This is a genomic window from Cohnella sp. WQ 127256 (assembly GCF_024519285.1).
Taxonomy (GTDB): domain Bacteria; phylum Bacillota; class Bacilli; order Paenibacillales; family Paenibacillaceae; genus Cohnella.
Genome location: NZ_JAMZCY010000016.1, coordinates 13,457 through 37,198, shown reverse-complemented (window position 1 = coordinate 37,198; position 23,742 = coordinate 13,457). Strand labels below are relative to the sequence as shown.

General features: G+C 42.8%; 16 protein-coding genes and 2 rRNA genes. 16 read left to right on the top strand and 2 right to left on the bottom strand.

Annotated elements, in window-relative coordinates:
* Positions 1-115: ribosomal RNA gene (locus M1K58_RS29030) — 23S ribosomal RNA — on the top strand; the annotation flags it as partial.
* Positions 116-214: 99 nt separating this feature from the next.
* A 5S ribosomal RNA gene (gene rrf, locus M1K58_RS29025) occupies positions 215-331 on the top strand.
* Positions 332-673: 342 nt separating this feature from the next.
* Here the strand turns inward: rrf and M1K58_RS29020 are convergent.
* A complete protein-coding gene (locus M1K58_RS29020; protein ID WP_256762406.1) occupies positions 674-1,465 on the bottom strand; it encodes a helix-turn-helix domain-containing protein in 792 nt (263 codons plus the stop codon).
* 153 nt (positions 1,466-1,618) lie between these two features.
* Here M1K58_RS29020 and M1K58_RS29015 point away from each other — a divergent pair, with 153 nt between their 5' ends.
* The gene (locus tag M1K58_RS29015) at positions 1,619-2,638 is read left to right on the top strand and encodes a Gfo/Idh/MocA family protein (protein WP_256762405.1); all 1,020 of its coding nucleotides are present in this window, start codon (positions 1,619-1,621) and stop codon (positions 2,636-2,638) included.
* 114 nt (positions 2,639-2,752) lie between these two features.
* Here the strand turns inward: M1K58_RS29015 and M1K58_RS29010 are convergent, their stop codons facing one another.
* Positions 2,753-3,838, bottom strand: a complete 1,086-nt coding sequence (locus M1K58_RS29010; RefSeq protein WP_256762404.1) for a lactonase family protein — start codon at positions 3,836-3,838, stop codon at positions 2,753-2,755.
* Between the two features lie 237 nt (positions 3,839-4,075).
* Between M1K58_RS29010 and M1K58_RS29005 the strand changes: the two genes are divergently transcribed.
* The 13 genes from M1K58_RS29005 to M1K58_RS28945 all read left to right on the top strand — a co-directional run bounded on the left by M1K58_RS29005 (position 4,076) and on the right by M1K58_RS28945 (position 23,630).
* The gene (locus M1K58_RS29005) at positions 4,076-6,997 is read left to right on the top strand and encodes a sensor histidine kinase (protein ID WP_256762402.1); all 2,922 of its coding nucleotides are present in this window, start codon (positions 4,076-4,078) and stop codon (positions 6,995-6,997) included.
* Positions 6,998-7,036: 39 nt separating this feature from the next.
* On the top strand, positions 7,037-7,693 hold the full coding sequence (locus M1K58_RS29000; RefSeq protein ID WP_256762401.1) for a response regulator transcription factor: 657 nt from the start codon (positions 7,037-7,039) through the stop codon (positions 7,691-7,693).
* 220 nt (positions 7,694-7,913) lie between these two features.
* The gene (locus M1K58_RS28995) at positions 7,914-9,764 is read left to right on the top strand and encodes a methyl-accepting chemotaxis protein (RefSeq protein WP_256762400.1); all 1,851 of its coding nucleotides are present in this window, start codon (positions 7,914-7,916) and stop codon (positions 9,762-9,764) included.
* A 21-nt stretch (positions 9,765-9,785) separates the two neighbouring features.
* Positions 9,786-10,220: a chemotaxis protein CheW gene (locus tag M1K58_RS28990; protein WP_256762399.1), complete on the top strand. Its 435-nt coding sequence runs from the start codon at positions 9,786-9,788 to the stop codon at positions 10,218-10,220.
* A 7-nt stretch (positions 10,221-10,227) separates the two neighbouring features.
* Positions 10,228-12,249 (top strand): chemotaxis protein CheA, encoded by a 2,022-nt coding sequence (locus M1K58_RS28985; protein ID WP_256762398.1) that lies wholly within the window; start codon positions 10,228-10,230, stop codon positions 12,247-12,249.
* A gap of 13 nt (positions 12,250-12,262) precedes the next feature.
* Positions 12,263-13,336, top strand: coding sequence for a protein-glutamate methylesterase/protein-glutamine glutaminase (locus M1K58_RS28980; protein ID WP_256762397.1), 1,074 nt, complete (start codon positions 12,263-12,265; stop codon positions 13,334-13,336).
* Positions 13,337-13,621: 285 nt separating this feature from the next.
* The gene (locus M1K58_RS28975; protein WP_372339228.1) at positions 13,622-14,485 is read left to right on the top strand and encodes an ABC transporter permease; all 864 of its coding nucleotides are present in this window, start codon (positions 13,622-13,624) and stop codon (positions 14,483-14,485) included.
* A 34-nt stretch (positions 14,486-14,519) separates the two neighbouring features.
* Entirely contained in the window at positions 14,520-15,416 is an 897-nt protein-coding gene (locus M1K58_RS28970; protein ID WP_256762395.1) for a carbohydrate ABC transporter permease, read from the top strand.
* Between the two features lie 77 nt (positions 15,417-15,493).
* A complete protein-coding gene (locus M1K58_RS28965; protein ID WP_256762394.1) occupies positions 15,494-17,194 on the top strand; it encodes a type 2 periplasmic-binding domain-containing protein in 1,701 nt (566 codons plus the stop codon).
* A gap of 94 nt (positions 17,195-17,288) precedes the next feature.
* Positions 17,289-18,848: a response regulator gene (locus M1K58_RS28960; RefSeq protein WP_372339227.1), complete on the top strand. Its 1,560-nt coding sequence runs from the start codon at positions 17,289-17,291 to the stop codon at positions 18,846-18,848.
* A gap of 77 nt (positions 18,849-18,925) precedes the next feature.
* The gene (locus M1K58_RS28955; RefSeq protein ID WP_256762408.1) at positions 18,926-20,644 is read left to right on the top strand and encodes a sensor histidine kinase; all 1,719 of its coding nucleotides are present in this window, start codon (positions 18,926-18,928) and stop codon (positions 20,642-20,644) included.
* 120 nt (positions 20,645-20,764) lie between these two features.
* Complete coding sequence (locus tag M1K58_RS28950; protein ID WP_256762392.1) at positions 20,765-22,540, top strand: sensor histidine kinase; 1,776 nt, start codon at positions 20,765-20,767, stop codon at positions 22,538-22,540.
* Positions 22,533-23,630: a response regulator gene (locus M1K58_RS28945; RefSeq protein WP_256762391.1), complete on the top strand. Its 1,098-nt coding sequence runs from the start codon at positions 22,533-22,535 to the stop codon at positions 23,628-23,630. The genes M1K58_RS28950 and M1K58_RS28945 overlap by 8 nt, the downstream gene beginning before the upstream one ends.
* Positions 23,631-23,742: the final 112 nt, after the last annotated feature.

The following is a 23,742-nucleotide window of genomic DNA, read 5'->3' as shown; positions in this document are numbered from 1 at the left end:
GATGAGATTTCCCAATTCGTAAGACCCCTTGAAGAACACGAGGTTGATAGGCTCGGGGTGGAAGCGCAGCAATGTGTGGAGCTGACGAGTACTAATAGGTCGAGGGCTTATCCTAAGCGAATTGACACTGCAAGACATATGACACACCACTTCTTCTATAAAGCTTTACTTCGCATCCAGTTTTCAAGGCGCAAGCCTTGTTTAGTAAGTCTGGTCTGGTAATAATGGCGGAGGGGTTCCACGCGTACCCATCTCGAACACGACCGTTAAGCCCTCCAGCGCCAATGGTACTTGGACCGCAGGGTCCTGGGAGAGTAGGACGTTGCCAGGCCAACAATGAAGAAAGCACCCTTGCGGGTGCTTTTTTTCGTATGCAAGAGGTACATGATTTCTAGTCATACGTGATTGTGACGACGCTTGGGTGAGTCTCCGTCTACGCAGTTCGGTTTCGCCTAACTACAGAGTCACTGATGAGCGATTTCAATCATGCAGTTCGGTCACAGCTAACTGTTGAGCCACTAAGCAGCGATTTCAGTCACGCAGTTAGATCCCACCTAACTGTAGAGTTACTTTCCGGATACGGGATCTTTTAAGAGTGTTTACATAAGTGGCTACATTTATTTTGGCTTTAATTAATGATGTGGAAGATTCGATTCGGGAGGGAGGGGGACAATCAGGGGTTGTTCGCACGATAGTTTGTAGGAGAAACCCCATATTTGGCACGAAACACCCGATGGAAATAGGAATAGCTAGCAAAGCCGCAGGTCTCAGCAATTTGATCGAGAGTCATCGTGCTGTATTTCATTCGCTCCAAGGCTGCGTTCAGCCTAATTTCGATGGCGTATTGGATCATTGTTTTACCATAATAGGATTTGAAAAGCTGAACAGCTCGCGATAAGCTGATGCCTGCATGCTGAGCTGCTTGTTCTAGCTTAAAAGTCGTAGTTGCATGCTCTTCAATGAATCGTTTTAGCCGTAAAGCGGTGAAGCTAGTGCGGTTGGTCTGCGTCGTTTCCGTGATCGCTCTGTCTAAATACAAACAGAGACTGCGTAACAAATAGCCCATCAGCTCCAGATTTTCCCCATGGGGATCGCGGCTCTTCTCCAATATTAGATTTCTCCATAAGCCAAGAAGCTGAACATCGGATCCTATACTCGTAACTGCCGGACGATCCATACGGCCCCACCAGGTGTCCACCCATGTTCCTTCACAGAATAAATAATAATCTCCGCTTGATATCCTTCCTTCTTCGCTGGAAAGCTCAACTTGAAGAAAGTATTCGGCTCCAGGATTAAGCAATAACAGATCACCGGCTTGCACATGGTACTCGGTTCCACGACAAGTCACGATGCAGGAGCCTTCCATTTGTAAACGGAATAGGAAATTGTTTAGACCACTTTTGTAGCCGGTACTATAGGGCTGAGTATGATAGGAATAACCACAAAATAATAGATTCGTTTCCATAGGATAAACTTCCTCCAAACTAGAAAGTAAGCAAATAGTTCATGCTATTGCAATATCGTTTATGTACATAATAGCCTACTTTTAGGTAGTATAGTATTAAATCGTGCAACATTATCATGAGAACAATTCGCAATTAAAAAAGGAGATTATCACATGAGTAAAATTAAAGTTGCTGTATTTGGATGCGGTGCCATCGCGCAGCGTAGACATATCCCGGAGTACGCAGCAAATCCTAACGTGGAACTGGTCGCATTCGCAGATCCAGTCATTGAACGTGCTCAGAGTATGGCAGATACTTACGGTGGAAAAAGTTATAGCAGCTATGAGGAGTTATTGAAGAATGAAAAGGTGGATGCAGTTAGTGTCTGTACACCTAACTTTTTGCATGCTCCTATGACAATTGCAGCGGCTAACGCTGGAGCACACGTTCTAGTGGAGAAGCCAATGGCTTCCACTGCTGAAGAAGCTGAGCAAATGATTGAAGCAGCTCAAAAAAATGGTGTTTATCTCATGGTGGGTCACAATCAACGGCTCATGCCACCTCATGTTAAAGCAAAAGAGCTTCTCGATTCCGGTAGCCTTGGAAAAGTGCTGACATTCCGCACATCTTTTGGTCATCCAGGTCCAGAAGGCTGGAGTGTTGATGGACGTGAGAGCTGGTTCTTCAGGAAAGAAGAAGCAACTATGGGCGCCATGGGCGACCTTGGTGTGCATAAATCAGACTTTATCCGCTATTTGCTGAGTGATGAAGTGGCCGAAGTAGCAGGCTTTATTAGCACGATTCACAAAGAAGGCACCGACGTTGATGATAACTCTACTTGTATTCTTCGGATGAAGAGTGGTGTAATCGGTACACTTACGGCTAGCTGGACGCAATATAAAGGCGGAGATAACAGCACTGTGCTCTGGTGTGAGAAGGGCGTTATGAAGATAGGTACTGTAGAAGGTGACGAGGTTATCGTCGAGCTGACTAACGGTAATGTGGAAACACACAAAGTTGGGGTTATGGCTACGAATGAGAAACAAGTTCCGAGCGGAGTCATTGATAGCTTTGTAGAGTCCATATTGACGAGCACTCCTCCTAGTATTTCTGGGGAAGAAGGCTTGCGCTCCCTTAAAGTGATTCTGGCGGCTTTCGAATCCCAAGCTACAGGGAAAATTGTAAAACTATAAGTTATAGGTAATAAGCTAAGTCAAATCATCAGCCAATTCTCACAGATATGAAAATACAAAAAATCCCCCCAGAGTCTTTATGACCAGGGGGGATTACTTGTTTAAAACAAATGCTTATTTCTTTTCTACAAAACGAATACACACCGGCTTCGCCACGTTCAATATTTGCCCGTTAGGCTGTAATTTCCCCGAAATAGCATCTCTGACAAACGTGACAATATTATTCGAGTCCATATTCGCAACTAATAAATACGCGCCATCTGGTGAAAGGGTAAAATTACGCGGATGCTTTCCTAGTGTAGAGGCATGCTCGACTAGCGTGAGCTTTCCGTTGGATGGATCGATTTGGTAAACCACAATACTGTCATGTCCGCGGTTTGATCCGTACAAATATAAACCGTCAGGAGATATGTGAATATCAGCACAGGCATTAGACTCTGAATATTCAGGTGGCAGCGTATTTAGGGTTTCAATTTCAGTTAGTAGGCCAAGTGTAGCATCGAATTGATAGCCGTTTATCGTTGAATTGAGCTCGTTAATAACATAGAAATAAGGCAGGGTAGGGTGGAAAACCGAATGTCTTGGACCTGCACCAGGAGCAACGCTGATTTCATTGTGTGGAGTTAAAGTGTGCTGATCGGCATTAAGCTTATATACGACAATGCGATCTGCACCTAAATCTGCTACGATCACGAATTGATTGGTGGGATCTATATTTGCCGAATGGGTGCGGGACTGAGTTTGTATCGGTAGGATGCTCGAACCGGTATGTTGATGAACTTCTTTGGTCTTACCCACGAGCCCATCATTATCGAGGGGAATCAATCCGATCATCCCACCGTGATAGGAACAAACGATAAGGTTCGTCTTGGTTTGATCCAGTGTTATATGGCAGCTAGTTGCTGGTAAGCTTTGTTGCTCGTTTAAAAGAGTGAGATTGAGATGATCAGGACTTAATTGATAGGATGCAACTCCCGTTACATTACGGCCTTCCTCATCTGTGCTTACGTTAATAAAATAGACGATTTCCTTATCCAGATTAATATCAAGGAAGGATGGATTTTTGACTCCACTTAATTGTTGGTGAATCGTCAACGCTCCGGTACCCTTTTCAAAATCTGATACGTATATAGAGGGGCTATCTTTATCAACATATGTACCAATAATCACGGTGCTTTTAGGTGTTTGTAAGGTAGACAATACATCCGACTCCGTTCGACTTATATTTTTAGTTTGGCTCAAAAGGTTTGATAATAAAGGGTAGCTAATTCCCTTTCTGTGTATTATATCATAGGGTGTTCGAGGGTTCGAACTCTGGTGTAAAATAGAGAAGTAAGTCAGTTTCCTCCATTCCTACCATTTTAGTCTTGTTGCCGATTTTCGATGATGCACCTGACTTTGTTTCTGTTCGTTTAGATAAGGAGAGATTACCGCACGATGAAGTTATTCGATAATAGGAATGCCTATACATGGTCAATGGATAGGCGAGCTAACCTGCTAACAATGTCGACCGGTTTGAAGAACAGGTTTGGATGTACGAGTAAGACATTATCCGACAATCCCAATCGTTTACTTGAGATCGTGTATATAGATGATCATTCCTTGTTCAATGAACATATGGAGAAGTTATGTAAGGGTCATGCTAGCAGTATTGAGCACAGAATTCTCATTCCCTCCGGTGAGCTCAGATGGGTTCAAAGTGTAGGGATCCCTGATGTGAATCAGGAGGATGAGGTTGAACGTATAAATGGGGTTATTCTAGATTTATCAGAGCAACGATCGGCTCAGAAGCAGTTGGAAATTGAGTTTATTTCGCTTCAAGCGATGCTGAAGACCGTTGATGTGTCCGTTTGGTGTTACGATATGGCGTCGCAGAAAATATTGTTCATGTCAGATGCTATTACGACCATTACTGGCTATCCGATTGAGTGGTTTAAGGACATGCGCGCTTGGACAGACATTATCCATAAAGAAGATGCATTTTATTCCGAGCAAATAACAACAAATGTGCGACAAGGAAAGCCAGATTTCAGCGAATATCGGATTGTTCATGCCAATGGCGAGACGCGGTGGATCCAAGTTAGGATCATACCTAGTCAGAATGAATTTGGTTTGGTGGAACGGCTTGATGGTACAGCGACTGATATAACGTCGAGGAAAATGATAGAGGACGCTCTGAACAGAAGCGAGCAACGGTATAAATCTCTATTTGAATATAACTCAGATGTCGTATGCGAATTGGATCCACTAGGTAATCTCCGGGCTATTAATCCTGCTGCTGAGAACATCACAGGAGAGAGATGGTTGGATGATCAAGCAACTCCTTGCCTTATGGAAACATTCGGAGTACAGGATGTACTGCTTATGACTGATCATTTCCAACAGGCGCTACACGGACATTCACCGCAATACAATGTGACATCCCAGCATAAGAATGGGAAGGTTTATGCTTGGGAAATGAAGAATATCCCGATCTATGTGGACAATCAGGTTATGGGCGTCTACACCATTGCTAGAGATATTTCGATTAGAAAGGAAATGGAGAAGGCACTGCAAGAAAGTGAAGAACGTTATCGTAAATTAGTGGAGCTTTCACCTATTGCGATTGCGATATATAAAGGAGAAGAAATCACTTATATTAATCCAGCGGGAGCAGAGATGTTAGGTCTAGGCTTTAAGAGGGACACAAGTGTTAATAATCTTATGGATTGGGTCCACCCGAAATACCGTGACTATGTAAGTGAACATTTAGAAAATACAGTGTTGAATGGTTATTGTCCCCCAAGTGAATACCAAATTGTTCGATCGGATAATCAAGTCATTGATATCTCTTTAACCTCCATTTACGATTCGGTTTCTTCATCTATTCAGTTTATGTTTGATGATATTACGGCAAGGAAGCAAGCCGAACGGGCGCTCTTGGAAAGCGAGGAATTTAATCGGCGTCTCATTGAATTGTCCCCTGAAGCGATTGTCCTCCATAGTAGCTATAAGTTTATTTATGTTAATCTCGCAGGTCTAGCCTTATTCGGAGTCTCAAGCTTAAGCGAGTTAATCGGAAAATCCATATTTGAGGTAATTCCCCCGAACTATATTGCTGAGGTCATTGAGCGGTTAGATGGTATCTATAAGCAACCTAGTGTCTCCCCTCTGAGTGAACAACAGATTCTACGTATGGACGGTGAGGTAGTTGATGTTGAAGTCATAGCGAGCACCATTCCCTATAAGGGAGCTAACGCAGGAATAACTTTGTTTCGTGATATTCGGGATCGTAAGAAAGCAGAAGAGCAAAGACAGCGTACGGAGCAAATGATTCGAGAGAGCGAGGAAAGATATTATCGCCTTCAGACAAGCTTGGACCGCCTTTCCCACGATCTCTTTGGTGTGATGAAGGTAAGTCTGATGGAGGATCGACTGTTACAAGAAATACGAGATGTACTGAAGATTACAAAGGTAAGCTTTATTGAGGTGGAACAGAATCACGATCGATTATGTGAAATTATGGAGACGGAACAAGGTTATTCTATGAAAATAGGTGAACTTAAGGGGAAAAGCTATTTACTTCAGATAGATGAGAAGCCGATAACACTAGAGATTGCATCAACAAGAGTATGGCTTGTTACGATCACACGATATGTCAGTGTTCTGCTAGATAACTTCTTATTAATAGAAGACTTAACGAATGAACTGGCACAGACAGCGTCCCGGCAGATCGCTCCACCTTGGCTGCTCCGCTTCCTATTCAAATTGTCTGAGAATGAGAGGAAGCATCTCGCTCAGGATTTGCATGATGCTGCGCTCCAAGAGCAGATTATCTGGTACCGCAAGCTTGATCTGCTCTTGGAGGACGACGAGGTTACCGGGGATATAAGGGAGAAGCTTGGACAAATTGCACAAGGTTTGTTGGATGTGATCTATCAAATACGTATTTCATGTAATGAGCTCAGACCGCCGATGTTAATGAAAGAGGGATTAATTACTTCGCTGGAGGCATTGTTTGAATTTACACAATTACGTGCCAACTATCAAATTCAATTTGATACAGAGTATTTCGAGTGTGTCATGAATGATGACTTCATCATTGGACTGTATCGAATTGTTCAAGAGCTACTAGCGAACGCCACGAAGCATTCGTCTGCAACGGAGGTTCGTATTTTGTTATCTAACGATAGCGAATATATACGCTTAGAATATGGAGATAATGGGGTCGGAATGGATGTAACTGGAACGGAGGATTGTTTTACAAGTATGGGTATTTACGGGATGAGGGAACGGGTTCGCAGTATGGAAGGGACGATACAGTTCCACTCGGCGCAGAATAATGGGTTGAAGATCTTTATTACGATACCTGTCCATTAATGGAAGCAGGATATTATACTCATAGAGGAGTAGCATTTTATGATTCATATTCTGTTGGTAGACGATCATCCCTCCGTTATGGAGGGAACGAAGATGATTCTTGAACAGGAAGGGGACATGCAGGTCTATCTCGCTAATTCCGCCGAGAAAGCGCTGGAAATGGTTGTTACTCAATCCTTTGACGTGATGTTATTTGATCTACATATCGGTGAGGACAATGGAATTGAACTCGCCAAGCAAGTGCTTAGAATTAGTCCGGATGCGATCATATTAATTTATACCGGCTTTGAGTTTAACAACCACTTTAATCTGATGATTGAAGCGGGGATATTTGGGTTTATTCTCAAAACCTCAAATAGGGAACAGTTAGTCACGGCTGTACGTTGTGCATTGCGGGGAGAAGTCATCCTCCCCTTATCGCTAGTTAAACAATTGAAGAGAGCGACATTCAAGGGCTCGGAGTCGAACGAGGAGAAAGCAGCTTCTGCCATAAGTCATAAGGAATATGAGATTCTGAGAGAAATAGCTAAGGGCAAGAGTAATAAGGAAATTGCAGAGATCGTACTGATGAGCCAGCGTTCACTTGAATATGGTTTAACTAACCTATTCCAAAAGCTAAATGTTAAATCGAGAATAGAAGCAGCGATTAAGGCTAAACAGTTAGGGATTTTGACGGATACAGACTTTAATCAATAGAGGATTCAGACAGTGTCCAACAACGATAGTTTACATAAGAGGATGACCCGTTCACGATAATGTGATACGGGTTATTTACTGTTTATTTGCAAGGTACCGCATAAACTTTGCGTGATCCCGCCATACATTTTCGGTTACCAAAGTTCTTCTATCGTTTATGATTTTCATTGTTACCAAGAATTGTATAAGAAATAAAACATAGGAAACGGGAGGATTCAAAATGTTAAGAAGAAAAATACAGCTAACCATAAGAGCTCGACTGATCGTTGCCTTCCTCGTCATTCTAATTGTACCTTGCATATCAATAGGGTGGTTCTCCTATCAGAAAGCGGCAACAGCAGTAACGAAGCAGATTATGAATAACGCAACGCAAAGTCTTGAAATCTCGAACAATCAGATTACGGCTCTTATTTCTTCAGCAATCTCAGACATGGATTACCTTTCCACACAATTTCATAAAGCTAACATCGAGGGAGCGGAGAGTCCCCAAATTCAAGAGATTCTAGATCAATATAAGAGTGTGCATCCAAACTTTCAAAGTGCTTTCTTCGGTACAGAGGGAGGACTCATGATCCGATCTCCCAAACAGAAGATGGAAGATGGCTATGATCCAAGGGCAAGGGAATGGTACGTGCAAGCAAAGGCTCATAAAGGCACAGCCATCGTGAATAAGCCGTCCGTATCCGCGGCTAGTGGAGATGTAGTCGTCGTCCCTTCTAAAACAACTAGCGATGGATCTGGCGTGGTGGGGGGAAATCTGGATTTATCCAAATTATCCGAAACGATCAGCCAAATTAAGATCGGTACGAATGGTTATGTCTCAATTCTGGATGAAGATCAGAATTATTTGGTTCATCCCACAATTGCTCCAGGTACAAAAGGCGACAGTGCAATCATATCTAAATTCTACGAGACTGCTTCAGGCACATTAGATTATGAGTTTGAAGGGAAAAGCAAGAGGGCGGTATACACAGTCAATGAACTAACCGGGTGGAAACTCGTCGGCGGCATCGAAATGTCGGAAATAACGCAGGCTACTCGTGGCATTCTATACACAGCCATTATTGTGATTACGATTGCCATTTTACTCGGAGCCCTTATCATCTATGGAATTATTCGTTCGATAATGGGACCATTACAACAATTAATGAGTGCCACGGAAAAAATTGCTGACGGGGATTTGACCGAAGAAATCACCATTCGTTCACAGGATGAAATCGGACATTTATCCGCCTCCGTCAATCATATGATTCGTAAATTACGAGAATTAATTGGTGGGGTACTCAGCACTTCTCAGAATGTCGCGGCAGCCTCGGAACAAATCTCAGCAACAACGGATGAGGTTGCGAAGGGAAGCACTGTGCAAGCGGAGGCATCACAGTTGATGCATGAGCAGTTCACTGAGTTATCTATAGCGATTAATTCCGTCGCGCAGAGTGCGGAGGAAGCGGCCATCTTGGCATCTAAAACGACATTAATTGCCCATAATGGCGGGGATAGAGTCAATCATTCTATTGAAAGTATGACTCAGGTCAGTACGCAAATGGAACGCTTAGAAGAAGACTCTGTAAAAATTGGGGATATCATCGAAGTAATTAATGATATTTCGGAACAAACGAATTTGCTCGCGCTAAACGCTGCTATTGAAGCCGCACGTGCAGGAGAACAGGGTAGAGGCTTCGCGGTTGTTGCCGATGAGGTTCGTAAGCTTGCCGAACGAAGTGGGGAAGCAACAAAACAGATTACGTCCATTATTAAGGGAATGCAGCAAAATACGCATAAAAGTGTATCGGCCGTAGCGGCTGGTGTTAATCAATCCCAACAGACGGGACAAGCCTTTAAAGAAATTATGGCGATGATTAATGAAACGGAACAGAAGGTAGGCGAGATTGCCGCTGCGAGTGAGGAGCAAGCTGCGCAAGCGAATGAAGTGATGCAATCGATTGAAAGTATTTCATCGGCCAGTCAAGAGGCAGCTGCTGCAGCAGAGGAAACGGCAGCAACGTCCCATTCTCTTGCATTACTCGCTGAAGGCATGAATGAGGCGGTTTCTATATTCAAAGTCAAATAAATAAGGGGGTAGTGTGAGACTATGCAGGCAACGAGTAAAGAGCAATACGTTGAATTCGTCATCGAGAAGGAACAATATGCGATTCAAATTCAGGATATTCATGAAATTATTAAGATGCAGGACATTACCCAAATTCCAAATGTCAGACCCTATGTGAAAGGGGTCATTAATCTTAGAGGAAAGATTGTGCCTGTCATTTGTCTGCGGTACCTGTTTCATTTTGAACAACAGGAATACTCGAGAACGACTCGTATTATCGTGGTTCACCACCAAGAGGATACGGTTGGCATCATTGTAGATCGCGTTAATAAAGTGGCTACATTCTCAGATATTCAAGCCCCACCTGAGCGGGTGGGGGGGATAGACGGCAACTATTTCGTGGGAATCGGTCTAACGGATAATGGTCTCGTTGCTATCTTAAAGCTTAATGAAGTATTGCTTCGTGAAGAGGAGTGAATGACCCATGTTATCCGAGTATAGAGAGGTATTTATTGAAGAACTCGAGGAGCAGCTACAGCTGATGGATGAAGTTATATTACAGCTGGAGCAAGAAGGGGAAACCGACCGGGTCATTCAAAGCTTGTTTCGTGCTGCACATACCCTAAAGGGTTCATCGGCAGCTATGGGTTATGAGGAAATGAAAAATTTAACTCATGAGATGGAGCATTTGTTAGACCAGGTAAGAGGTAAAGCGATAGCGGTTACGGGCCCGCTTATCGAGCTCCTCTTCCAATCGTTAGACTGTCTTAAAGAGTTGAAGATAGATGTTCTTCGTAACGATGGTTCGTTAACGGATATATCCAGTTGTGTTGGTGATCTTCAGTCGTTTGTTCAATTGTCAACGGAAATAGAAGTTAGGGAATCCGTGGATTTCTCTCAACTACCTACTTTGAGCTTGGAACAGTCGCTAAAAATACAGGAGTGCCAAGATCATGGACTTAAGGTGCATTGGATTAGTCTGAAGCTATCTCCCGAATGTGTGATTAGGGGAGCACGCTTCTATGTGATTCACTCCAATCTCAATCATTGGGGCGAGGTTCTTCACGCGTTGCCTGACATAGATGGGATCGATGATCTAGGTGATGAGTCTCTTGAACTCCAATTTCTATATGCGGGAAGTCAAAGTCATGAGGAGCTACAGGAGCTTGTAGCAGAGTTAACGGAAGTTACTGCGGTTAAGATAGAGCCCCAATTGACCGACTTAATGGGAGCCATAGAATCAACGGAATCAACGGATCGGAAAAGCGACGTTCAGGAGCAAATTGTAATTGAGGATCAAGGAAGCGTATTTAATGTTAAGCCACAGACCCAGACTCAGACGATTCGTGTCAGTGTGGAGCGTCTGGATCACCTAATGAACCTGGTCGGAGAGCTTGTCATCGACCACACTCGGATTCATCAGGTGGAACGTACACAAAGGAGACAGTTCACAGAAGAATCCGTGAATGAGCTTGGTCAAATTTCTGATCATCTCTCACGAATTATAGCTGATTTGCAAGATAGTGTAATGAAAACGAGGATGCTTCCGATCGAGCAGCTGTTTAATCGGTTTCCGCGAATGGTACGAGATCTCACACGAGATCTAGGCAAGGAGATTGAGCTTGTTATCGGGGGCAAGGACACTGAGCTCGATCGTACCTTAATTGAAGAAATTGCAGATCCGCTTATTCATTTAATTCGTAATGCAGTCGATCATGGTATCGAAAGTCCAGCTCAACGGGAGCTGTCTGGCAAGAATCGTAAGGGAACCTTGCAAATTAGAGCGGCGCATGAAGATAATCAGGTCGTTATCTACGTGGAAGACGACGGAGCGGGTATTGATCCCGCAAGAATGAGAACTTCCGCATTGCAGAAGGGTGTTATTTCTCCAGAAGAAGAAGCACTATTAAGTGAAAGAGAGGCTATTGAGCTTATATTCCGCCCGGGCTTCTCGACGGCCAGCAAGGTTAGCGATGTTTCGGGGCGTGGAGTAGGTATGGATATTGTCAGAAGTCATATCGAGAAGTTAAATGGCATCATCGACATTGAGACCCAACTAGGTCAAGGGACTAGCTTCAAGATCAAGCTTCCATTAACTCTAGCTATAATTATTGGCTTGCTTGTGAAATTGAATGATCAAACCTTCATCATTCCGATGAGCAATATCGCGGAGATTGTAAGAATAACACGGAACGATATTGAAACTGTACGAGGACAATCGGTTATTTTATTGCGTAACCAAGTAATCCCGATCGTTTGGCTGCATGATCATTTTAATATGCCCAGAGGAAATGAGGAGAAAAGCCATATCCAGCTCGTTATTGTCGGTTCTGCGGAGAAGAGATTGGCATTAGCCGTGGATGGGCTAATCGGGAATCAGGAGATTGTTATTAAGTCACTTGGCTCCTATATTGGCAAAGTAAACGGTATCGCAGGCTCCACCATATTAGGGGATGGGAAAGTGGCTTTAATTCTTGAAGTGTCAGGCATAATCAATCAGCGATAAAGGATGAGATGTGGTGTTAAAGATTAAGGTACTCGTCGTGGATGATTCTATATTCATGCGAAAGCTGATCTCACGTTTGATCGAGGAGGATGTCGCATTAGAGGTCATTGCAACAGCTCGTAACGGATTGGAGGCTATTAAGCTGGTCAATGAGCTGAAGCCGGATGTTGTGACCTTAGATGTTGAAATGCCGGAAATGAACGGGTTAGAGGCTTTAGCTCAAATCATGGCCCAACGTCCAACACCAATTCTAATGCTTAGCTCGCTCACACAAGCTGGGGCATCGGCTACGATTACGGCTCTCCAGAGCGGGGCTATCGATTTTATTTCCAAGCCATCCGGTTCGGTCTCCTTTGATTTATTTAAGGTGAAAGAGGAATTAGTATCTAAGATTAAACAAGCCGCACAAATACCCGTGAGTCGAATGATCCCAAGCCATAGAGCTGCTTCGAAGGTTGATTTAAGGTATAAGGATAGTGTGCAGGCCGGCTTAATGAAGGAATTCAATCAAATTCTAGCCATAGGCACCTCAACAGGGGGACCAAGGGCGTTGGAAACTGTAATTACAGCATTACCCGCGAGCTTCCCTTACCCGCTACTTGTGGTTCAGCATATGCCGCCCAAGTTTACGAAATCATTGGCAGAGAGATTAAATAAATTATCTGGTGTTCGGGTAGTAGAGGCTGAAAATAACGAACGAATATTGGGCGGAACGGTGTATGTTGCACCTGGCGATTATCATCTAACTGCTGTTCACATAAATGGGGAATACAGAATTAAGCTAAATCAGGAGCCCACGCGAAATGGGCATCGACCATCGGCTGATGTACTATTTGATTCGATTACTCAATTAAAGAGTCTTAAGAGGCACTTTATTCTAATGACCGGAATGGGCAATGATGGAGCGAATGGGATGGTGCTGGCGAAGCAAACCGGTGCGAGCTCAACCATTGCGGAATCCAAAGAAACCTGTATTGTATACGGGATGCCAAGATCAGCCATTGAGCTGTCTTGTGTGGATCATACGGTACCTCTACCCTTGATCACGTCGAAAATATTAGAGGTTACAGGTGCGTCGAGACGTTAGCTTGATAAGGATAAGATCATATTTCAAAGGCATTTCTCCCACCTTAGGAGAAATGCCTTTTTTCATTCCCATGAAAGAGATTTGGTTAAACTCATTTGCAAAGTATCATTTTTAGTTGAAGATGCAAATTTTATGAGCGCTTACAACCCTATAAGATAGAGGTATGAAGCAAAGGCAGCAGGAGGGGTGGTAATGGCACAGCTAACCATTAATAAAACTACGGTACAGAATAAAAAGTCGAATAGCCTATTCAAACAATTCCTGAGGCAGTGGGATATCCAGCTGATGGTAATACCGGCTTTGCTCCTTATTTTCGTTTTTAGCTACTTACCGATGTATGGTGTGCTAACCGCATTTAAGGATTACAACATCATGAAAGGTTTTTTGGATAGTCCGTGGGTCGGCACCAAATATTTTGAACAGTTTTTTAACAGTCCTGATTTCTCCAGAGTTATGCGCAATACGGTCATTGTGAGTCTCTTAAAATTTTGTATCGGATTTCCTGCTCCAATATTTCTTGCGCTGATATTAAATGAAGTAAGACATATGGCCTTCAAAAGAATTGTACAAACCGTTAGTTATCTCCCGTACTTCTTATCGTGGGTTATCGTGGCTGGATTTTTTACCTCTATGCTCTCTACGGATAATGGGAGTGTGAATATCGCTCTGGAGCAAGCAAACCTAATCAAAGAGCCAATCAACTTCCTCTCCATCTCCGAGTACTTCTGGGCAATATTAGTTTCGGTCAATGTTTGGAAGGACATCGGGTTTGCATCAATCGTCTATCTTGCAGCGATTGCTGGTGTCGATCCTCATATGTACGAGGCGGCAGAGATGGATGGGGCAAGCAAGCTCAAGCAAATGTTCTTAATCACTTTACCCTCAATTATGCCAGTCATTATTATTTTCATGATATTGGCAATGGGAAATCTATTGAATGCTGGTTTCGAAGATATCTTACTTCTTGGTTCCAATCCTCTGCTGAGGGAAGTAACGGATGTACTAGATACCTATGTGTACCGTACGGGGATCCAAAATGGACGATATGCTTATGCAACAGCAATTGGTTTATTCAAAGCTATTATCAGTGTTGGAATGCTGGTAATGGCAAATTACTTAGCCCGTAGATCAGGAAACAGCTTATGGTAATGCGCCAAATTTACGGAAGGAAGCGAGGACATCCATGAGAAGACTTGGTTACGGCGATCGTTCGATGATCATTGCGATTTATATATTCTTGACACTGCTAGCCTTTACAACCTTCTATCCGTTCTGGAATGCGTTAGTCATCTCCTTTAATGAGGGGAAAGATACGGCTCTTGGGGGGATCACCTTCTGGCCAAGAGCTTGGACTTGGGACAATTATGACACCGTGTTCAAGGATAAGAGATTGATAGGAGCCTTTACTGTCACCATATTACGTACTGTGATCGGGACAATTACCTCCATCTTAGCCACTTCGATCTTAGCCTATGGAATGACCAAGAAAGAGATGATTGGTCGCAAGTATTATATGATAATCTGCATCTTCACTATGTATTTTGGTGGTGGATTGATTCCAACGTATTTACTTATCCGTGGAATTGGATTAGATAACTCATTCTGGGTGTACATTATTCCTTCGTTAATCAACGTGTGGAATATGATCATATTTCGGACATTCTTTAATGGTTTACCGGATGGCTTACAGGAGTCAGCGAAAATCGATGGATGCGGAAATTGGGGAACGTACTTACGAATCGTGCTTCCGCTTTCCGGTCCGGTCATCGCTACCTTGGCGCTATTTACGGCGGTTTACCATTGGAACGAATGGTTCTTGCCTAGTATCTATATCACGAACGAGAAGTTGATTCCAATTCAGACCTTACTACAGCAGGTTCTGAACACGAACGTGATTACGGCGAATACCTCAGCACTCGATACAGCCTCTCAAGCGATTCTCGGGAGAATGCAAAGTATTACGAGTAAATCTTTGTCGATGGCCATCATGATGGTAGCTACACTTCCTATCATCTGTGTATACCCATTCTTGCAAAGATATTTCGTTAAGGGTGTGCTTGTAGGCTCCTTGAAGGAATGAGAGGATTGTATCCCTGAGTTTAGAGCATTGTGCTTTAAACATAGATTATACTAAAAAAAGGAAGGGGCATTTAGAAAATGAGAAGCACCAAAAAGGCTCTACTCGTTTCAGTTGCAGTCCTAATGATGTTAACCGTAGTTCTAGCTGGTTGTTCTGGTAAGAACAACAAGGAGGGCGGAGCATCATCCTCCCCAAGCGCAAGCACAGCACCTTCTGCAAGCGGCAGTGAGGCTGCAAGCGAAGAACCCGTAGCTGATCTCTATGAAGTAGGTAAAGAGCCTCTGGAATTCAGCTTCTACGGTCACTATGATTGGTATTCAATGCCTAAATGGGGCGAAGACGCTGCCTCTAAGTGGATCAAAGAAAACAAAAAGGTTAATATCACAGCTGTTCAATCCGCAAACAATGCAAAAACAAAGCTGAATACGATGATGGCATCGAAAACTCTTCCAGACGTGATCTGGGCGGATCGTCACTCCGCAGATATTAAGCTATTGATTGAGTCTGATATGCTAGTTCCATTCGATGACTACATCGAAAAGTATCCGAACTTGAAAAAATGGTTGAGCACAGAAGCGATTAACATGCTTCGCAGTGATGATGGCAAGCTGTATCAGTTCCCGAACTGGTATACGAATCAACCAAACGGTAACGCTGGCTATGTTGTGAATAAGAAAATCTATAAAGAGCTCGGTTCTCCTAAATTGGAAACGACTGACGATCTTTATGAATACTTGAAAGCTGTTAAAGCGAAATATAGTGACGTTGTACCATTCGAGCCCGAGCTTGTTATCGACGGTCAAGGTCTAGATGTTCTATACACTGCATTTGAAGAAAATGCTCTAAACCGTTGGGTAGGTAACCGCTCTATTCCTAGAGATGGCAAAATGACTTCGGTCTTCGCTGATCCAACATTCCGTGAATCGATGCAATATGCTGCTAAATTGTTCCGTGAGAAGTTAATGACGCAAGATGCTCTGACCCAAACACGTGATCAAGTAAAAGAAAAAGTATTGAACGGTAAAGTTGCAGTTTACGCTAGCTCTAGCCCAACTGACTTTGCAGCAGAAGGAAACGGCATTCTATCAAAAGCTGATCCAGATGCTGGTTACTTCGTAACATGGCCGATCGCTAAGACCGGATTGGACAAAAACAAAATCTTCCCAGGTACTTACAGTAAGTTGGGATGGAATGTAAGTGTAATTACGAAATCTGCAAAAGATCCAGAAGCGATCTTCGCATTCCTTGACTGGTACACAGGACCTGAAGGTCAACGTGTTCTTATGTGGGGACCTGAAGGCGGATATTGGGATGGCCTAGAAGCAGATGGAATTACTCCGATCTTCACAGAGAAATATGGTTCAGACCCAGAAGGTCTTGCTAAGCTTCAAGCAGATTCCAACAATATTTTCTGGAATGGTAATACTGTTTTCCTTGATACGACTAAAGCGAAATATGAATCAACATTGCCAATAGAGAAGCAGAACTGGAACACACATTACCAATATGAAGTCACTTGGAAAACACAAGCAGACGCTACAGAATATTCTGTAAATATGCTACCATCCAAGGATTCCGAAGAAGGTATTGCCACTCAAGCAGTTGAAGATATCTTCGACGAGTACAGAGCGAAAGCATTGTACGCAAAGAGCGATGAAGAAGTGCTGAAAATTCTTGACGAAGCGAATGAAAAAGCGTTTGCTGTTGGTTATCAGAAGCAACTTGATTACCAAACAGGTGCTTGGCAAGCAAACGTAGCGAAAATGAACGGAAACTAAGATCCGCGAGAGTTCATAGGCAAGGAGGATATACATAACTGTATATCCTCCTTGCCAATATTCATTTTCTAAGGAGTGAGTAATATTGTACAAGGTGTTGCTTGCGGATGATGAAATATTGGACTTAGAGGGAATGCGCAAATTCATTCCTTGGCAGGAGCTTGGTCTAGAGGTCGTCGGAGCCGTTAATAGCGGATTCGCCGCTTGTGAGGTGATCGATAAAGAAGAAATCGATATTCTTGTTACGGATATTCGCATGCCGAATATGTCGGGGCTAGAATTAGCCAAAAGGGCTCTGGAGAAGCAAGGGAATCTCCGGATTATTTTTGTTAGTGGGCATCAGGATTTTAACTATGTAAAACAGGCGATCTCGTTGAACGCACATGGGTATGTATTAAAGCCGATGGACGACAAGGAGTTAATTGATTCTTTGATTAGAATCTGTCAGGACCTAAATGGGAAGAAAAAGGTACAAGAAACAGAGAAAGCTTATAAGCAGATGGTCCCCATCGTTAAGAATGAATACTTGCTGCAATTACTAGAGCCTCCAGTGGAAGGGGCTTCTTCCAATCTCCTTCATAAAGAATACCAATTGGATAGCTTATGTTGGCCTGTTCAAATTGTGATCTTGGAAATCGATGATTATTCGTGGAAGCTCAATCCGTATGCGGATATTGAAAGAAAAAATATGCTTACGACTTATTATGAGACATTATCGTCGTATTTCAATCAGCATGGAATTGAACACATGTGCAGAATCTCGAAGCAGAGAAATGCCTTACTTCTCGAACAGAGCATAGGACTGGAGGAAATGAAGCAATTAATTCAACAGATCCAGATGAGCTTCCCCTTCACAATTACAATCGGAATGGGCGGCATCGTTACTGGCCTGGATGAATTACATATCTCTTATGGTCAAGCGGTTGAGGCATTAGACGCTAAGATGTTCCAGGGGAAAGGGAAAATAATCAGTTACGAAAAGCTTGGTAAAAATGAAATTCAAGATGTCAGAAGCTTGGACGAACACTTGGAAGCGATGCTGGTCGCAATGTCTCAGTATGATTTAGTCCGAATTCATGATGAGCTATTTGGTTTGTTCCAGATCACTTCGCGGATGGGCTCCAAGATTACCATTCATAATTTCTCGATGTACGTTGTTATGAAGCTTAACGAATATTTACGCACAGTAAATGAAGAATTATTTAAGCTCCTTGGCTTAGAGCTCAAGAACCTTGATATTTTGCTACAATTTGAAACGATTGATGATATTCATACGTGGTTGCGGAATCGGGTGTTTGAATTGTCCGAATTACTGCAAATGAAGAAGTATACCAAGAACGGAAAGCTTGTACAGGATATCATAGCAAGTGTGAGTGAACGTTTGCATGACAATATTACGCTCCGTGAGGTTGCGAACCAATTTTCGTTTTCTCCCAATTATCTAGGACTCGTATTCAAAGAAGAAACAAACCAAAATTTCAGCGATTATATTATTGCCCTTCGGATGGAAAAGGCACAAAGCCTACTGAGGAGCACGAATCTTAAAATCTATGAAGTAGCGAGCTTGGTCGGTTATCGATACTTGCCGTATTTCAGTCGACAGTTCAGAGAAACGAGTGGGATGACCCCGCTTGAATATAGAAGAAAGCATTAAAGATGCTGTAGTGGAAGGAGTGGGAGGAAGTGCAAGCAAACACAGGGAGAAAATACCTGCCTTTCGGTTACAAGCTGATGCTCTCTTATTCTGCTTTTATCATCATCCCAGTTCTTCTAGTTGGCTACATAGCGAATTCCGTCTTCGTGGAATCCATACGCCAACAAACACGCAGCAATATACAAGGTACATTGCAGCAAATGAAAGATAATATCGCATATAAATTTGGTGAAATTATACGCATTTCCGATCTGCTCTATACGGACGATACTTTAGCTAGACACCTTCGTCACTATGAAGAAGGTTGGGTTAATTATGAGGCGACTAAGAAGTACATGCTACCCAAATTTCGTACAGCCATTGAAACGACAAGGAGCAAAGTATGGCTGAGCTTCTATCTTCATAACGATACGCTTTCTGAAATTTATAACTTAAACACTAATGTGGATCCATTAACGGTTAACAGTCGATCCTTCGATTGGTATCATATTAAACGAATCATCGGGAAGCACTGGTATAAGGAGTTTCCTGTGGAGCAATACAAAGAGACGATGCAATGGAAGAGGATAGAGGATGATAATCAATTTGGTCGTATTTCACTATTAAGAAGATTAGTCGACATCAATGAAGTGATTCCTAGCGAGATTGGATTTCTAAGGATTAGTGTCTATTTATCGGAAATGTTTGAAAGTGTTGATTTTAAGAAAATTAGTGAAGGAACGGCAATCCTCATCTCAGACGAGCAGCAGCGTATCGTCGTCTCCTCGGGTTCACCCGAATGGACAATCGGCAAAGTGTGGTCGGATACGAAGATGAAAGATCATTTGGTCATTCAAGAGGTTCTACCTGATTTGAATTGGAATCTTATTGCACTCGTTCCCACGAATCTGATCGAGAGGGATACGACCAAAGTTCGAAATTTAACGATCCTGATCTGTCTAGCTTGTTTCTTCATTTTCTCCATTGCTGGCTTTTTCATATCACGGTTTTTCTCCAAGCGGGTCACGAAGATCGTGTCGGTATTGGATTCCTTCCAAGAAGGGGAGTTTCACAAACGGATTTTATTTAAAGGGAACGATGAGTTTACGAGGATTTCACTAGCGCTGAATGAGATGGGATATAATATCGGCGGCTTGATCAGAGAAGTATATGTAACCAATTTACAGAAGAAAGAGGCTGAGCTCGCCTCACTTCAAGCACAAATCAATCCGCACTTTCTATATAACACACTTTCCTCGATCAGTCGGTTAGCTAAATTTGGTGAGGTGGAGAAGCTACATTTGATGGTGCTGGATTTGGCTAAATTTTATCGTCTCTCCCTCAATAATGGAAGAAGCCTCATCTCCATATTCAATGAATTGGAGCAGGTCAAAGCGTATATTGACATCCAACAAACAAAATATGATGAACGTATGCAGGTTCATTATGATATTGATATGGACATATTCTCGTATGAAACGTTAAAGCTTGTCCTTCAGCCGTTCGTCGAAAATACACTTGAGCATGCGTGGTGTGGTGACAGTATTAACATTAGAATTGTTGGGAAGATAGAGAATGGTTCCATTGTGTTTCTAGTTATCGACGATGGGATCGGCTTTCATCCTGATAAGATTAAGCAGATTTTTGATTCATCCGATAAAGTCGTTCAAGTGGGCTACGGAATACGGAACGTCGACCAACGAATCAAGCTGCATTACGGAAGAGAATATGGCGTGACAATCGTTAGTCAACGGGGCTTTGGAACAACGGTTCGCATTACTTTTCCCGCTATTAGGGCAAATCGTGAAAGCAAGTGACATTCTAGACGATTGGTGAAACTTCCAATCGTCTTTTTCTTTCACGGTTAATCGTTGACAGCAAATGAGGATAAGAGTAATGATAGGTTGATAGGACGAGAAGCGAGATGAGGACAATCCGTGAAGAGAAGAGTAGGGATTCGTTTCAAGCTGATGTTACTGATGATTTGCTTAACGACTTTGCCTGTGGCGACCGTCACTTGGCTTGCTTCTAACAACACTCGACATTCCGTTGAGCAGGAAATCATCAATGCTAACGTTTCGCGGATGGAATGGGTGAATCAGTATCTGAATGAGCTCATTCAGCAGATCGATACATTGTTCTATACTGTACAGATTAATACGCAATTAATGAGCAACCTGACCACGGTGGATACCCCTAATTTAAGCCTTCAATTTACGACGCAGAAGTATATTAGCGATACTCTAAAACAAGTATTCTATGCCAATTCCAATAAAATCGATGATTTCACCCTATATATTCACGATAATAAAAAGGCAATATCCGTTAACTTTACGAGTAGCGGATTGATTACCTATCTAGACATTCAGGATGGACCATGGAGCCGAATGCTGGAAACCCCTATCAATATGTATTTCAAGCAGGAGGTCAATGGGATTTATGCTTTTCACAGTATGAATCGTTTTGAAGATCGTAAGCTCCTTGGTGGTCTCTCCGTTAGAATTAACCGTAAGGTTTGGGATGAAATAGGCACGATTCTTAAATCAGAACAAGACAGCTCTGTTTTCCTGCTTAATGACGAAGGAGAATTGCTGTCTGGCTCGACCAATAGTAAGGATTCGGAAGCTTCATATTCTCTAATTAACAGTCTAGAAGTACCTGAGACTGGCCTAGGATTTCAGAAAATAAATAAATATTATTTTTTCATGCAGAAGGTCAGCAAAGGGAAAATGACGATAATTAAGGCGATCCCGGTGGAAACGATTAATCAGAGCGCACAAGCTACAATCAAAGCGGGGATTGTTATCGGGATTTTATTTGTCGCCGCATCTGTAATCCTGTCCATTCTTATTTCATTACGAATTAGTAAGCCAATAGTTAGTCTAGCTCGGACGATGAGAAAGGCAGAAATTCAAAGCTTTGAATTGAAGTCGGTTAAGAATACCGATGAGATCGGCTTGCTAGAGCATGGATATAATTCGATGATGCAGCGGATGAAAGAGCTGATCGAGGTCGAGTACCAGAGAGAAATTGATATGAAGACCTCGCAGCTCAGAACACTACAGGCGCAGATTAATCCTCATTTTCTGAATAATACGCTGCATTTAATTGGGGGTATGGCGCTTGAAAAGGATGCTCCGGAAATATATCGGGTTACGCGGGTAATTGGAGATTTATTAAGGTATTCGATTAGCACGGGAAGCGATTTAGTATTATTTGGTGATGAGCTTAAGCACATGCAGAACTATATTTTTATCCAAGAGCAAAGATTCATCGGACGTTGCCAAGTCATCGTGAACAATGATGAGGCATCGACAGAGTGTCGACTTCCTAAATTTACTCTACAACCGATTGTGGAAAATGCGTTCGAGCATGGACTACAAAGTAAGGCGGGAAGCTGGTCTGTAGAAGTAAGAATCAAACGAATTCATAACCGCATTCTCATTGCTGTTCTGGACAGTGGCGTCGGACTAGATGAGGATAAGCTTGGCGAGATACGGAATGACTTGCGCTCGGGGAATGACAGTAATGCGAATCTCTCTGATAAAGAACCAAGTGGAAGAAGAAAAGGGATAGGCTTAAAAAATGTGGATTCCCGGTTAAAGCTCCATTTCGGTGAACGTTCGGGTATACGTATATATAGTAAGCAAGGTATGGGAACGATCGTTTTATTTACGCTACCTATGAAAGTAAAGGGTGAAGAACATGTATAAGGTGATGATTGTCGATGACGAGCCTTGGTCTAGAAAAGTGATTAAGCAGCTAGGGGAATGGGACATGCTCCAATTGACGATTGTTGGAGAGGCAGAGGATGGTTTAGAGAGCTTAAGAATGATTGATGAGCTATCCCCAGACATTGTCGTAACAGACATGAGAATGCCGGGGATAGATGGCGTGGACCTATTGAAAGCTCTGAAGGAACAACATCCCTTTCTCAAAATCATCGTGATGAGCGGCTATGATGATTTCGTCTATCTCAAGCAGGCGATTCATTCCCAAGCCAAAGATTACTTACTTAAGCCCGTTGATCCGGATGAGCTTAATGCAGCTCTAGCGCAATGCGTGCGTGAGCTACAGCAAACAAAGCAAATCTCAGCTATGCCTAGGAATACGCCACTCCTAATGACGGATTCCATTGTATTGGATCAGTATTTGGAATACCGGCACTTGGTTTATGGCTATTTATTGGACTTGAATGCGGTGGGAGTCTCACAGACGTTAACAGCCTTGCAGCATTTTTTGGATTCAGAGCATTTTGAGAGCAGTAGGCTGAAGGAAATCGGACATGATTTTATGCAGATGCTTGAGCATTTTGTTGCGACAAGCGAGCTAGAGCTAGAATGGAGTCTATGGATCGCACAGCTAGCGCCGCCGAAGCTGCCTGAAGAAAGCGTAGAGCAATCTGTGATAGAGATGATCGGACGTATAGGCGGAATATACAAGCAGGCCATTGATTTTGTACAAGAAGCCCGTAAAAAAAGAAGTAAATTAGATATGAGTGAAGTCCTTGCTTATATTAATCGTAATTATAAGAATACAATATCGCTAGAGACACTTGCTGATTATTTCTATATAAGCAAAGAGCATCTAAGCCGATCATTCAAAACCTTCAGCGGCGAAACCGTGACCGACTACATCATACGTAGAAGAATGGAAAAAGCGAAGCAGTTGATCGTCGAGCATAAGCTTTCCATTAAGCATGCAGCAGAGATGACAGGCTATATGGATGTGGCTTATTTCTATCGGGTATTTAAGAAGCATTACGGATTTGCACCGGGAGAATTGCGTAATGGGAAGGAATAGCGATGAAAGCTCAGAGGGATGCTTCACCTCAATATTGTGCAATAGAAGACGTTAATATCCTGCAATGAAAACCGTAAGCGCTTCCACCATACTGAGGATGAAGTTAAATATG